Source organism: Methylobacterium sp. B4 (assembly GCF_003201865.1).
Taxonomy (GTDB): Bacteria; Pseudomonadota; Alphaproteobacteria; order Rhizobiales; family Beijerinckiaceae; genus Methylobacterium.
Map to the genome: position 1 here is coordinate 562,688 of NZ_QJJJ01000001.1, position 13,683 is coordinate 576,370.

The 13,683-nt window shown below is 70.5% G+C and carries 14 protein-coding genes; 12 read left to right on the top strand and 2 right to left on the bottom strand.

From position 1 onward, the window contains the following. Position 1 precedes the first annotated feature (1 nt). Both BY998_RS02750 and crtD read right to left on the bottom strand, forming a co-directional pair. The gene (locus BY998_RS02750) at positions 2–862 is read right to left on the bottom strand and encodes a carotenoid 1,2-hydratase (RefSeq protein WP_110350068.1); all 861 of its coding nucleotides are present in this window, start codon (positions 860–862) and stop codon (positions 2–4) included. Continuing rightward, a complete protein-coding gene (crtD, locus tag BY998_RS02755; RefSeq protein WP_110350256.1) occupies positions 859–2,394 on the bottom strand; it encodes a 1-hydroxycarotenoid 3,4-desaturase CrtD in 1,536 nt (511 codons plus the stop codon). The genes BY998_RS02750 and crtD overlap by 4 nt, the downstream gene beginning before the upstream one ends. Before the next feature lie 105 nt (positions 2,395–2,499). Here crtD and BY998_RS02760 point away from each other — a divergent pair, with 105 nt between their 5' ends. The 12 genes from BY998_RS02760 to pufC all read left to right on the top strand — a co-directional run bounded on the left by BY998_RS02760 (position 2,500) and on the right by pufC (position 13,600). Beyond that, positions 2,500–3,366, top strand: coding sequence for a polyprenyl synthetase family protein (locus tag BY998_RS02760; RefSeq protein WP_110350069.1), 867 nt, complete (start codon positions 2,500–2,502; stop codon positions 3,364–3,366). Positions 3,367–3,386: 20 nt separating this feature from the next. Continuing rightward, positions 3,387–4,535: a methyltransferase gene (locus tag BY998_RS02765; RefSeq protein WP_110350070.1), complete on the top strand. Its 1,149-nt coding sequence runs from the start codon at positions 3,387–3,389 to the stop codon at positions 4,533–4,535. 96 nt (positions 4,536–4,631) lie between these two features. Further along, positions 4,632–5,570 (top strand): chlorophyll synthesis pathway protein BchC, encoded by a 939-nt coding sequence (bchC, locus tag BY998_RS02770; RefSeq protein ID WP_110350071.1) that lies wholly within the window; start codon positions 4,632–4,634, stop codon positions 5,568–5,570. Then, complete coding sequence (locus tag BY998_RS02775; protein ID WP_110350257.1) at positions 5,567–6,571, top strand: chlorophyllide a reductase iron protein subunit X; 1,005 nt, start codon at positions 5,567–5,569, stop codon at positions 6,569–6,571. Before bchC ends, BY998_RS02775 begins: the two co-directional genes overlap by 4 nt. 3 nt (positions 6,572–6,574) lie before the next feature. Then, the gene (bchY, locus tag BY998_RS02780) at positions 6,575–8,104 is read left to right on the top strand and encodes a chlorophyllide a reductase subunit Y (RefSeq protein ID WP_110350072.1); all 1,530 of its coding nucleotides are present in this window, start codon (positions 6,575–6,577) and stop codon (positions 8,102–8,104) included. After that, positions 8,104–9,570 carry a chlorophyllide a reductase subunit Z gene (bchZ, locus tag BY998_RS02785; RefSeq protein ID WP_110350073.1) on the top strand — a complete coding sequence of 489 codons (1,467 nt, stop codon included), beginning with the start codon at positions 8,104–8,106 and terminating at the stop codon, positions 9,568–9,570. Before bchY ends, bchZ begins: the two co-directional genes overlap by 1 nt. A 68-nt stretch (positions 9,571–9,638) precedes the next feature. Then, positions 9,639–9,875 carry a hypothetical protein gene (locus BY998_RS02790; protein ID WP_110350074.1) on the top strand — a complete coding sequence of 79 codons (237 nt, stop codon included), beginning with the start codon at positions 9,639–9,641 and terminating at the stop codon, positions 9,873–9,875. Positions 9,876–10,048: 173 nt separating this feature from the next. Next, on the top strand, positions 10,049–10,282 hold the full coding sequence (gene pufB, locus BY998_RS02795) for a light-harvesting antenna LH1, beta subunit (protein ID WP_110350075.1): 234 nt from the start codon (positions 10,049–10,051) through the stop codon (positions 10,280–10,282). A gap of 11 nt (positions 10,283–10,293) precedes the next feature. Beyond that, entirely contained in the window at positions 10,294–10,482 is a 189-nt protein-coding gene (gene pufA / locus BY998_RS02800) for a light-harvesting antenna LH1, alpha subunit (protein WP_110350076.1), read from the top strand. Between the two features lie 81 nt (positions 10,483–10,563). Then, positions 10,564–11,388, top strand: a complete 825-nt coding sequence (gene pufL, locus BY998_RS02805) for a photosynthetic reaction center subunit L (protein ID WP_110350258.1) — start codon at positions 10,564–10,566, stop codon at positions 11,386–11,388. A gap of 125 nt (positions 11,389–11,513) precedes the next feature. Next, the gene (gene pufM / locus BY998_RS02810; RefSeq protein WP_110350259.1) at positions 11,514–12,503 is read left to right on the top strand and encodes a photosynthetic reaction center subunit M; all 990 of its coding nucleotides are present in this window, start codon (positions 11,514–11,516) and stop codon (positions 12,501–12,503) included. Continuing rightward, the gene (pufC, locus tag BY998_RS02815; protein ID WP_110350077.1) at positions 12,500–13,600 is read left to right on the top strand and encodes a photosynthetic reaction center cytochrome PufC; all 1,101 of its coding nucleotides are present in this window, start codon (positions 12,500–12,502) and stop codon (positions 13,598–13,600) included. The genes pufM and pufC overlap by 4 nt, the downstream gene beginning before the upstream one ends. Positions 13,601–13,683 lie beyond the last annotated feature (83 nt).

A 13,683-nucleotide genomic window follows, 5' to 3' on the forward strand; every position in this document is an offset into this window, starting at 1 on the left:
TTCAGCCGATCCGGCGCGGCATCCGGAACGGCAGCATCAGCCGCACCAGCGGGTTGCGGAAGCGGTCGAGCGACAGGCTCTCGTGGACCGGCCGCACGGCCTCGCCGTCCAACGTCGAGGCCAGCAGCGACCGGGCGTAGAACGGCGTGTCCTCGAAGGTGCGGGTCACGCTCGCCCGCCCGTCGTCGCTGCGGGTCGCGCGGGGCATCCGCCAGAGACCGGTCGGCGGCAGGGACGCCTCGAGCGGCGGGCGCATCTCGCGGCGCGCGCCGTCCGCGCCGAAGCGGAGCGTGAGGTTCTGGCCGCTGCCGTCCCGGCGTCGCACGTCGTAGAGGATCGCCGACCCGGCCTTCAACGGCGCGCGGCACCAAGTCCAGTCCGTGAACGAATCCTCCAGCGCGCCATCGCCGTCGTTGGTGTCGTGGTAGCCGCTGCCCCGCCACGCCAGATCGGGGGCGGTGAACGCCGCCTCGACCTCGCAATCCGGCGCCATCGGCCACCAGCGGTGCAGGCCCGGCGCGTCGAGAGTGAAGGGCTGGGCCGTGAGCGCCCGCGGGCGCACCCGCACCGTCCCGCGCACCGCGTGGGGGATCGGCGCCGAGCGCTCGTCGAGGCGGATCGTCAGCACGCTGCCGTCCCATTCGAGCGAGGACGGCCCCAGGCTGAAGCTCGCCGCGTCGCGGGCGAGGGAGCGCGCGGTGCGCTCGGTCATGGCGAAGCGGTTGGCGCGCTCGCCGTAGAGCACGACGTTGATGGCGCAGTGGGCGAAGGGGTCGCGCGCCGCGTCCCAGGCGTAGTAGGGCGAGAACACGCTGCCGATGAAGGCGATGATCGTCAGGCCATGCCGGCCGTCCTCGCTCACCGCATCGACATACCACCAGACATAGCCGCCCCGGGCGACCGTGCCGTCGAAGCGAGGTCCGCGCGTAGTGCCGCCGCCGCAAGCCGGCCCGACTGCGCCGCCATCGGCACTCCCGGCCCCGGATGTACGCTCCCCCCCGCGAGGTAGAGTCCCGGCACCCGCGTGCGCGCCCCCTGCCGCTTGAAGGTCGCCGTCCAGCCGTGCGACGCCCGCCCGTAGAGCGCTCCCCCCGTCCCCGGAAACAGGGCCGCGAAGCCGTTCGGCGTCGTCACCACCGCCGGCCCCGTCGGCTCCAGCGTGAGCCCGCAGGTCGAGAGCTTGCGGATCAGGTTCGTTTCGCATGCGGCGATCTCCCTGGAATCGAAGCGGCGCTCCCCGCCATCGGCCGGGGCGTTGACGAGCAGGAGCAGGCGCTCCGCCCCGTCGGGGCTGCCTCCGTCCGCGGCGCGATCCTGCGCGCAGACGTAGACGGTCGGGTCCGGCGGGAGGCGCCGGCCGCGCAGAATCGCGTCGAACTCCGCCCGGTAATCCGCCGAGAAGAACACCGTGTGGTGCGCGAGATCGAAGCCGCGCGCCCGCGCCGTGAGGCACAGCGTCAGGGCCGAGAGCGAGCGCTCCCGGGCCGGCACCCGGTCACCCGCTCCGGCGACATCGGTGCCAAGGAGACCCGCCCCGAGGGCGGCGACGTCGGCGTTGGCGATGACCGCATCGGCAGGCAGGCGCTCGCCGTCCGCCAGTTCCACCCCCGCGACGCGGCCCCGCTCGGTCACGATCCGCGCGACGTTCGCGCCCAGGCGCAGGCGGGCGCCGCGCCGTTCCGCGAGCCCGGCCACCGCTTGCGCAAGCCGGCTCAAGCCGCCCTCGACGGTCCAGACGCCCGCCTGCTCCACATGGGCGACAAGCATCAGCGTGGCCGGCGCCTCGAAGGGCGAGGCCCCGCAATAGGTCGCGTAGCGACCGAACAGCTGCCGCAGCCGCGGATCGCGAAAATACTCGCCGAGTGCCGACCACAGGGTGGCGAAGGGCTGGATCCGCCACAGGCTGCCGATGCCGGACAGCCCGACCCGCTGGGCCAGATCGACCGGGCTCGGCCGGTCGGCGCGGATGAACGGTCCCTCCAGCGTGCGGTAGACCTCCGCCGCGCGGGCACAGAAGCGGCGGTAGCCCTCGGCCTCGCGGGCACCGGCGAAGGCGCCGACGGCATCCGCCGACGCGGCCACGTCGGCGAACAGGTCGAGCCGGTCGCGGGCGTTCCAGGCGTGCCGGGCGAGCAGGGAGGCCGGCCGCAGGGTCACGTCCGAATCGAATGCCGCGCCGGCTTCCGCGAAAAGTTCGTCGAAGACCCAGCGCATGGTGAAGACCGTCGGGCCCGCCTCGACGGGGATGCCGCCGACGGGCAGCGCGCGCATCTTGCCCCCCAACGTGGCGGCGCGTTCCAGCACGGTCACGTCGAGCCCGGTCGCGGCAAGGCTGGCCGCCGCCGAGAGCCCGCCGATGCCGGCGCCGATCACGATGACGCGCTTCTCCGCCACGTCCGTCACGCTCCCTTGCGTATCGGCGTTGATCCCGACGCCCAACAGTGTCAATCATAACTGACACATGAGCAAGACAAGATGATCTAACACCGGGAGAGTGCCATGGATGTCGGCAGGCGGATTGAAACGGTTCTCGACGCGGCGGTCGCGCATGCGGAGGCACCGGGTGCGCCGCCGCTCCTGGCCGAGGCGATCCGCTACGCGGTCTTCCCCGGCGGCCACCGTATCCGCCCGCGGCTCTGCCTCGCCGTAGCTCTGGCCTGCGGCGACGACGACCCGGCCGCGTCCGACGCGGCGGCGGCGGCGATCGAGTTGCTACACTGTGCCTCCCTCGTTCACGACGACCTGCCCTGCTTCGACGACGCGCCGATGCGGCGGCAGAAGCCCTCGGTCCACGCCGCCTTCGGCGTACCGCTCGCCGTACTGACCGGCGATGCGCTGATCGTCGCCGCCTTCGAGACGCTGGCGCGCGGCGCCGTCCGCTCCCCCGCGCGGCTCGCCGCCCTGGTCGGGCTGGTCGCCCGCGCCGTCGGCTCGCCCACGGGCATCGTCGCGGGGCAGGCCTGGGAATCGGAGCCCTTCGTCGATCTCGTCGAGTATCAGCAGGCCAAGACCGGTGCGCTGTTCGCGGCGGCCACCATCGCGGGCGCCGCCGCCGCCGGCGCCGCGCCGCTTCCGTGGCGGCTGCTCGGCGAATGCCTCGGCGAGGCCTACCAAGTGGCCGACGACTTGCGCGACGTGGCCTGCCGCCAGGAGGAGATCGGCAAGCCGGCCGGGCGCGACGCCACCCTCGGGCGGCCGAACGCGGCGGCCCTTCTCGGCAGGCAGGGCGCCCTGGACCGGCTGAAGCGGCTCGGCCGCGAGGCGGTCGAAGTGATTCCCGATTGCCCGGGACAAGCCGGCTTGCGCGCCGAGATCGAAGCGCAGACCCGCCTGTTCCTGCCCGCCTCGCTGCGCGAACTCGCCTGAGGCGCCCGGTGCCCGCCGCGATGTCGCAGTCCGGGTCGGCGCCGTGGCGGCGCCCGGGCTGGCGCGAGCGCTGGCTCGCTTTCCGCAACGGCACGGTCGCCAACCCCGCCTTCCAGCGCTGGGCGGCCGGGTTCCCCTTCACCCGCCGCATCGCCCGGCGCAACACCCGGGCGCTGTTCGATCTCTGCGCCGGCTTCGTCTACGCGCAGGTGCTGTTCGCCTGCGTCCGGCTCGACCTCTTCGGCCTGCTACGAAGCGGCCCGCTGCCGCCCGACGCGATCGCCCGCCGGCTCGACCTGCCTCCGGACCGTACCCTTACCCTGTTGAAGGCTGCCGCCTCGCTCGACCTGATCGCCCGGCTGCCGGATGGGCGCTTCGCCCTGGCCGATCTCGGCGCGGCCCTCGTCGGCAACCCGTCGATCGCGGCGATGGTCGAGCACCACGCGATGCTCTACGCCGATCTCGCCGACCCGGTCGCCCTGCTACGGGCGCCGGCCGGCGCGACCCGGCTGGCGCGATACTGGCCCTACGCCGCGACGGACGGGGCCGAGCAGGTCGGTCCCGATTCGGTGGCGGCTTATAGCGGCCTGATGGCCGCCTCGCAGGCCCTGATCGCCGGAGACGTGCTCGACGCCCTACCGCTCGCCGACCGCACCTGCCTGATGGATATCGGCGGAGGCGAAGGCGTCTTCCTGGCACAGGCCGGCCGCCGCCATCCGGCCCTGACCTTGCGCCTTCTCGATCTGCCGCCCGTAGCCGAGCGGGCCGAGACCCGGCTGGGGGCCGAGGGGCTGAGCACGCGGGCGACCTGCTTCGGCCGGAGCTTCGCCGACACGCCGTGGCCGCGCGGCGCCGACGCGATCACGCTGGTGCGAGTGGTGCACGATCACGACGATGCGGTCGCCCTGATGCTGCTGCGGGCCGCCCACGAGGCGCTGCCGCCCGGGGGGCTGGTGGCGATCGCCGAGCCCTTCGCCGGCACGCCCGGCGCCGAGCCCGTCGGCGACGCGTATTTCGGCTTCTACCTGCTGGCCATGGGCAGCGGGCGGCCGCGCACGGCGTTGGAGCTGTCCGCCATGCTGGAAGCGGCCGGTTTCGTCGAGATTCGGGAGAGACGGACGCGACGGCCGCTTCTCGCACGCCTTCTCACGGCAAAGCGAGCGATCTGACGTAAAGATCACTTGACGCAGAAAAGTGTCTATCTAGGATGACATTCATCGGCTCCGCATTCGGTCGGAGTCGGGAACAGCGAGGGGGGCAGGGACATGAAGGCTTTGGCCGTCGTCCTTGAACAGCCGGAGCGATTGGCGCTGAACCGCCTCACGCTCTCCCCTGCCGCCGCGGGCGACGCGACCGTCGCCGTCTCTTGGAGCGGAATCAGCACCGGGACCGAGCGCCTGCTCTGGTCCGGTCGGATGCCGCCCTTTCCCGGTATGGGCTACCCGCTGGTGCCGGGCTACGAGTCGGTCGGCACCGTGGTCGAGGCCGGCCCGGAGACCGGCCTGCGCATCGGCCAATCCGTCTTCGTCCCCGGCGCCCGCTGCTTTGGCGAGGTGCGCGGATTGTTCGGCGGCGCGGCCTCCCATCTCGTCGCCCCGGCCTCCCGCCTCGTTCCCGTCGATGCCGCGCTGGGCGATCGCGCCTGCCTCATCGCGCTGGCGGCCACCGCCTACCATGCCCTTTCCGGCGTCGTGCCGGGAAGCCGCAGCCTGATCGTCGGGCACGGCGTTCTCGGGCGGCTTCTGGCCCGCCTGACGGTTCTGGCCGGCGGCGAGCCGGTGGTTTGGGAGCGCGAGCCGCTCCGGGCCGGGGGCGATTTCGGCTATTCCGTTCTGGCGCCCGACGCCGACCCGGCGCGCGATTACGCCACCATCACCGATGTCAGCGGCGATGCCGGCCTCCTCGATACATTGATCGGCCGCCTCGCGCCCGGCGGCGAGATCGTGCTCGCCGGATTTTACGAGGCTCCGCTGGCCTTCGCCTTCCCGCCCGCCTTCCTGCGCGAGGCCCGCATCCGGGTCTCGGCCGAATGGCGGCCGGGCGACCTCGCAGCGGTCACGGCCCTCGTCGAGGCCGGACGTCTCTCGCTCGATGGGCTCATCACCCACCGCGCGCCCGCGCTGGACGCGCAACAGGCCTACCGCACGGCCTTCGCCGACCCGGCCTGCCTCAAGATGATCCTCGATTGGAGGACCTGCTCGTGAACCTACAGCTCAACAAATCGGCGCTCAGCGCCGCCGCGAAGCTGCGGGAGGAGGCCGCGATCGAGCCTGATGCGGTCGCCACCGGTGACGTGAAGCGCGAGACGCAGATCATCGCGATCTACGGCAAGGGCGGAATCGGCAAGTCGTTCACTCTGGCCAACCTCAGCTACATGATGGCCCAACAGGGCAAGAAGGTGCTGCTGATCGGCTGCGACCCGAAGAGCGACACCACCTCGCTCCTCTTCGGCGGCCGAGCCTGCCCGACCATCATCGAGACCTCGACCAAGAAGAAGCTCGCGGGCGAGCCGGTCGCCATCGGCGACGTCTGCTTCAAGCGCGACGGCGTCTACGCGATGGAGCTCGGCGGACCCGAAGTCGGGCGCGGCTGCGGCGGACGAGGCATCATCCACGGCTTCGAGCTGCTCGAAAAGCTCGGCTTCCACGAATGGGGTTTCGACTTCGTCCTGCTCGACTTCCTCGGCGACGTGGTCTGCGGCGGCTTCGGCCTGCCGATCGCCCGGGACATGTGCCAGAAGGTCATCGTCGTCGGCTCGAACGATCTGCAATCGCTCTACGTCGCCAACAACGTCTGCTCGGCGGTCGAATACTTCCGCAAGATGGGCGGCAATGTCGGCGTCGGTGGCTTGGTCATCAACAAGGATGACGGGACCGGCGAGGCGCAGGCCTTCGCGCAGGCGGCCGGCATCCCGGTCCTCGCCTCGATCCCGGCCGACGACGACATCCGCCGCAAGAGCGCGAATTACGAGATCATCGGCCGGCCGGACGGGCGCTGGGGATCGCTCTTTTCCGACCTCGCGCAGAACGTGGCCGAGGCGGCGCCCCACCGGCCGACGCCGCTCACGCAGGACGGGCTGCTCGGCCTCTTCTCCAGCGCGGCGACCGGGCGCGACGTGGTGCTGGAGCCCGCCACGCTCGAAGACATGTGCGGGCGGGTCTCGCTCGCCAAGCCGTCCCTCGAAATCGTCTACGACGAGGTTTGAGGCATGGCCGTCGCGCTCGACATCGCCGACCTTCGCGCCCGCCGCCCGGCGGAGCCGGTCAATCTCGCCGCGATCCAGGGGGACGGCCTGGGCTGCCACGCCGGACGGGACGCGATGCGGGCGGCCGCCGAAGCCGCCGGGATGTCGCGCACGCTGGAGCAGCTGAAGCAGGATTATCCGACCGGCCCCCACGACCAGCCGCAGAGCATGTGCCCGGCCTTCGGTTCCCTGCGCGTCGGCCTGCGCATGCGGCGCACGATGACGATCCTGTCGGGCTCCGCCTGTTGCGTCTACGGGCTCACCTTCACCTCGCATTTCTACGGCGCGCGCCGCAGCGTCGGCTACGTCCCGTTCAATTCCGAGACCCTGGTCACGGGCAAGCTGTTCGAGGACATCCGCGAGGCCGTCCACGCCTCCGCCCGACCCGAGGCCTACGACGCCATCGTCGTCATCAATCTCTGTGTTCCGACCGCCTCCGGCGTGCCGCTGCGGCTGCTGCCGAAGGAGATCGATGGAGTTCGCGTCATCGGGATCGACGTGCCGGGCTTCGGCGTGCCGACCCATGCCGAGGCCAAGGACGTGCTGGCCGGCGCCATGCTGGCCTTCGCCCGTCGCGAGGCCGAGCACGGCCCGGTCCAGGCCCCCCGGGGCGGGCGCTCGGAGCGGCCGGCCGTGGCCCTGCTCGGCGAGATGTTTCCGGCCGATCCGGTGGTGATCGGCGGCCTGCTCGAACCGCTCGGCCTCGCCGCCGGCCCCGTGGTGCCGACGCGCGAATGGCGCGAACTCTACGGCGCGCTCGACGCCGCGGCCGTGGCGGCGATCCACCCGTTCTACACCGCGAGCGTGCGCGAGTTCGAAGCGGCCGGGCGGCCGGTGGTGGGCTCCGCCCCCGTCGGCCACGACGGCACCGCCGATTGGCTCGCGGCGATCGGCAACGCCTGCGACGTGAAGCGGGAGACGGTCGCGGCGGCCCAGAACCGGCTGCTGCCGGCGATCCGCGGCGCCCTGGCCGCCGCGCCGATCCGCGGACGCATCACGCTCTCCGGCTACGAGGGTTCGGAGCTTCTGGTCGCGCGCCTGCTCGTCGAGAGCGGCGCCGAGGTGGCCTATGTCGGCACCGCTTGTCCGCGCACGCCCTGGTCGGAGTCCGATCGGGTCTGGCTGGAGGAGCGGGGCGTTCCGATCCGCTACCGCGCCTCGCTCGAGGACGACCTGGCCGCCTTCCACGAATACCGGCCGGATCTCGCCATCGGCACCACGCCGGTGGTGCAGCGGGCCAAGGAGGCGGGGACGCCGGCCCTGTACTTCACCAACCTCATCTCGGCCCGGCCCCTGATGGGCGCGGCCGGAGCGGGCTCGCTCGCCCGGATCGTCAACGCCGCGCTCGCCAACCGCCCACGCTTCGATGCGATGCGCGCCTTCTTCGAGGGCGTCGGCACCGGCCACGCCTCCGGGATCTGGCAGGAGGTGCCGCGTGCGAAGGCCGCGCCGAAGGTGCAGGCTCCCGAGAAACCGATCGGGGAGATGGCGTGATGCTCGTCCTCGATCACGATCGCGCCGGCGGCTACTGGGGCGCAGTCTACGTCTTCACGGCGATCAAGGGGCTGCAGGTCGTCATCGACGGCCCCGTGGGCTGCGAGAACCTGCCGGTCACCTCGGTCCTGCACTACACCGACGCGTTGCCGCCCCACGAACTGCCCATCGTGGTCACGGGGCTGGCAGAGGAGGAACTCGGCCGCCACGGCACCGAAGGCGCGATGAAGCGAGCGCACGGCACGCTCGATCCGGGCCAGCCGAGCGTCGTGGTGACGGGATCCATCGCCGAGATGATCGGTGGCGGCGTCACGCCCGAGGGCACGGGGCTCCAGCGCTTCCTGCCGCGCACCATCGACGAGGACCAGTGGCAATCCGCCGACCGGGCGATGAGCTGGCTCTGGCAGGAATACGGCGCCCGGCGCTTCGCCAAGAAGGGCATTCCGGCCCGCCCCGAGCGCAAGCCGGGCGAGCGTCCCCGGGTCAACATCGTCGGCCCGGCCTACGGCACCTTCAACATGGCCTCGGATCTGGCCGAGATCCGCCGTCTCGTCGAGGGCATCGGGGCCGAGGTGAACCTCACCTTCCCGCTCGGCGCGCATCTGGCCGACGTGCCCAAGCTCGTCAACGCGGACGCGAATATCTGCCTCTACCGCGAGTTCGGGCGCCTGCTCTGCGAGAGCCTGGAGCGGCCCTATCTCCAGGCGCCGATCGGCCTACTCTCGACCACCAAGTTCCTCCGCTCGCTCGGCGAGATCCTCGGCCTCGATCCCGAGCCCTTCATCGAGCGCGAGCGCCACACCACGATCAAGCCGGTCTGGGATCTGTGGCGCTCGGTGACGCAGGACTTCTTCGCGACCGCCAGCTTCGGCATCGTCGCGACCGAGACCTACGCCCGCGGCGTGCGCCACTTCCTCGAAGAGGAGATGGGCCTGCCCTGCCACTTCGCCTTCGCGCGGACCGCCGGCCAGAAGCCCGACAACGCGGCGGTGCGCGAGGCGATCCGGACGAACCCGCCGCTCGTCCTGTTCGGATCCTTCAACGAGCGCATGTACCTCGCCGAGACCGGCGGCCGCGCGGCCTACGTGCCGGCCTCGTTCCCCGGGGCGATCATCCGGCGGCACACCGGCACGCCCTTCATGGGCTATGCGGGCGCGACCTACCTCGTCCAAGAAGTCTGCAACGCCCTGTTCGACATGCTCTTCCACATCCTGCCGCTCGCCCGCGACATGGATGCGGTGGAAGCCACCCCCGCCCGAACGCATCGCGAACTGCCCTGGGACGAGGCCGCTCGCGCCCGCCTCGACAGCCTCGTCGAAGCGCATCCGGTCCTGACCCGCATCTCCGCCGCCAAGCGCCTGCGCGATGCCGCCGAGCGCGCGGCGCGCCGGGACACCGCGTCCCGCGTCGCCGCCGCCCATGTCGAGCGGGCGCAGGCCGATCTCAGCCTGGGAGCCGCGGCATGAGCGCGGCCCTCCATTCCCTTCACCCCTCGGTGCCTCGTGGCCCCGGACAGCCTGCGGAGAGAGCCGTCATGAGAGTTGCCCTGCAACGATCGATGCCCGCGTCGTCGCGCCTGCACAGCGAGGCGCTTCAGTTCAGGATCATCCTGGCCGCGACCTACCCGTTCTTCCTGGCCGCCGCCCTGGCGCAGCGTCTGCTGCCGGCGGGGAGCGCGCCCCGGCGCGGCCTGCCGCCCGTGCGCCGCTCGGTCTTCGGCGAGGCCAAGGCGATGGCAGTGTCGGCGATCCCCTTCGCCTTCATGGGATAACGACCGGTTTCGCAGCGTCCCATCCCAGTGGACGGCCACCGCCGTTCGGGACGAAGCGGCAACGTCTCAAGAACTTCCGTGCGGTGCCACGGGGGACCCTGCGCCGTGATGTCATCGAGTCACGGCGCCACCCGCCGCGCCAGCTGCGCGGCCTAACAGCGGAGGTTCGATCGATGGCCAACGGAGTGACAACCGAGAGACCGAGCAGCCTGTCCGGGCTGACGGAACCCGAAGCCAAGGAATTTCACGCGATCTTCCTGACGAGCTTCATCATTTTCACGGCAATCGCCGTGGTCGCCCACATCCTCGTCTGGCTGTGGCGGCCCTGGCTCCCCGGCGAGAAGGGCTACGCCCTGCTCGACGGCGTGACGAACGCGGCCACCGGCCTCGTCTCGATGATCGGCTGAGGAGACGCGCGATGCACAAGATCTGGCTTCTCTTCGATCCGCGGCGGACCCTCGTCGCGCTCTTCACCTTCCTGTTCGTCCTGGCGCTGCTGATTCACTTCATCCTGCTCAGCACCGACCGGTTCAACTGGCTGGAAGGCCCGAAGGACGCGCGTGCCGCCGCCGCCCACAGCCTCGTCCTCCCGACGATGCCGGGCTGACCGGCTCGAATCCGGTCTTGCCGCGGGCGGGCGCCCATGCCCGCCCCGGCCCTCTTCCTCCTCCTCGCGGGAGCCTCCGCCATGGCGATGCTGAGCTTCGAGCGTAAATACCGGGTCCGCGGCGGCACCCTCATCGGCGGAGATCTGTTCGATTTCTGGGTGGGTCCGTTCTACGTCGGCTTCTTCGGTGTCACGACGATCTTCTTCTCGGTGCTGGGCACCGCACTGATCCTCTACGGCGCCGCGATCGGCCCGACCTGGAACATCTGGCAGATCAACATCGCGCCCCCCGACCTCAAATACGGCTTGGCGCTCGCGCCCCTGAAGGAAGGGGGCCTGTGGCAGATCATCACCTTCTGCGCCGTCGGGGCCTTCTCGTCGTGGGCGCTGCGCGAGGTCGAGATCTGCCGCAAGCTCGGCATCGGCTACCACGTGCCCTTCGCCTTCTCGGTGGCGATCTTCGCCTACGTCTCGCTGGTGGTGATCCGGCCGTTCCTGATGGGCGCCTGGGGCTACGGCTTTCCCTACGGCATCCTCAGCCACCTCGATTGGGTGTCGAACACCGGCTATCAATACCTGCACTTCCACTACAATCCAGCGCACATGCTCGCCGTGAGCTTCTTCTTCACGACGACCTTCGCGCTGGCGCTCCACGGCTCGCTGATCCTGGCCGCGACCAATCCGGCCAAGGGCGAGACGGTGAAGACACCCGAGCACGAGGATACCTATTTCCGCGACACGATCGGATACTCGATCGGCACGCTGGGCATTCACCGGCTCGGTCTGTTCCTCGCCCTCTCGGCGGGTTTCTGGAGCGCGGTCTGCATCGTCATCTCGGGACCGTTCTGGACGCAAGGCTGGCCGGAATGGTGGGGCTGGTGGCTCAACCTGCCGGTGTGGCGCTGACACGGAGCATCGGCCGACGGCAGCGCCGGCCGGATTGACGCGGATACTCGATCTCCGGGCGCGAGGCCCTGCGCAGGACGGCGCGAGCGACCTCGGGCAACCGCAGGTCCATGGAGGGAGACGCCGTGGCCTATTATCAGAACATCTTCACCCAGGTGCAGGTGCGCCCGGTCGAGCCGGAACGCGGCATCCCCGTCGCGGTCGACAACCGCATCGGCCGGCCCTTCAACAGCTACCTGTTCGGCCTCATCGGCAACAGCCAGGTCGGGCCGATCTACGGCGGTTATCTCGGGGCTCTGTCCTTCGCCTGCGGCCTGATCGCCTTCGAGATCATCGGCCTCAACATGTGGGCCAGCGTGAACTGGGATCCGATCCAGTTCGTGCGCCAGCTGCCCTGGCTGGCGCTTGAGCCCCCCCTGCCGAAATACGGCCTCAAGGTGCTTCCGCCCCTCAACGAGGGCGGCTGGTGGCTGATCGCGGGATTCTTCCTCACCGCCTCGATCCTGCTGTGGTGGGTGCGCATGTATCGCCGCGCCCGGGCGCTCGGCCTCGGCACCCACGTGCCCTGGGCCTTCGCCTCGGCGATCTGGCTCTACCTCGTCCTCGGCTTCATCCGCCCCCTGCTGATGGGTTCGTGGAGCGAGGCGGTGCCCTTCGGCCTCTTCCCGCATCTCGATTGGACCGCGGCCTTCTCGCTGCGCTACGGCAACCTGTTCTACAACCCGTTCCACATGCTCTCGATCGTCTTCCTCTACGGGTCGACGCTGCTGTTCGCGATGCATGGCGGCACCATCCTCGCCACCAGCCGCTACGGCGCCGAGCGTGAGATCGACCAGATCGTGGATCGCGGCACCGCCACCGAGCGCGCCGCCCTGTTCTGGCGCTGGACCATGGGCTTCAACGCCACGATGGAATCGGTCCACCGCTGGGCGTGGTGGTTCGCGGTGCTGACGACGCTGACCGGCGGGATCGGAATCCTGCTCACAGGCACGGTCGTCGACAACTGGTACCTCTGGGCGGTCAAGCACGGCGTGGCGCCGGCCTATCCGCAGATCTACGGACCGATCACCGATCCGCTGGCCGTGCCGGGCGCAACACCGGGGGGAACGCCATGAAGACGCTGCTCGTCGTCGCGGGCGCGGTCGTCGCCCTGTTCCTCACCATCGCCCAGTTCGGCACGGCGGGCTGGACCAAACCGCCGATCCTCGCCCAGCAGCACGGTTTCCGCGGCACGGGCATGGATCAGATCCAGACCAAGTCGGGCGCGGCGGCCCTGAAGGCTGCCAACGTGCCGCCCGCGCCGGCCGAGCCGGTCGAGGCCGGGACCGAGAAGGCCGGTGCGGTCTACGAGAACGTGCAAGTCCTCAAGGACGTGAGCGTCGAGGAATTCAACCGCCTCATGGTCTCGATGACGGAGTGGGTCAGTCCGGAACAGGGCTGCACCTACTGCCACAACACCGAGAACATGGCCGACGACAGCCTCTACCAGAAGAAGGTTGCTCGCCGGATGATCCAGATGGTGCAGCACATCAACACCGCCTGGAAGGACAACCATGTCGGCGAGGCGGGCGTGAACTGCTACACCTGCCACCGCGGCCAGCCGGTGCCCAAGCACGTCTGGTTCCAGAATCCGGGGCCGAACTACAAGACCGGCTTCATCGCCCGCAACAACGGGCAGAACATGGCCTCGCCCGCGGTCGGTCTCGCCTCGCTGCCCTACGACACGCTGACCGAGTTCTTCGGCAAGAAGGACGCCGACGAAAACCTGATCCGCGTGAACGCGACCACGGCCCTGCCCGAGAGCAAGGGCAAGCCGATCCAGGCGGCGGAGAAGACCTACGGCCTGATGATTCACATGTCGTCGTCGCTCGGCGTGAACTGCACCTACTGCCACAACACCCGGGCGATCTCGAACTGGTCGCAGAGCACGCCGCAGCGGACCCTGGCTTGGCACGCCATCCGGATGGTGCGTGACCTCAACGGCGACTACATCGAGCCGCTGACCACGACCTTCCCGGCCAACCGGCTCGGCCCCACCGGGGATGCGCCCAAGCTGAACTGCACCACCTGCCACAACGGGCAGAGCAAACCGCTGGCGGGCGCCCACGTCGTCGAGAGCTACCCGGAACTCACACGGGTGACCTCGGAACTGGCCTCGCCTGCCGCTCCGCCACCGGATGCGCCCGCCCCGGAAACACCGCCGCCGCAATAGGCCGGGCGCCTTCCCGCCACACCACTTTTGCAGAAGGCCGCCGGGTCCCGCGACCCGGCGGCCTTTTCCGTTGACGGGCGATG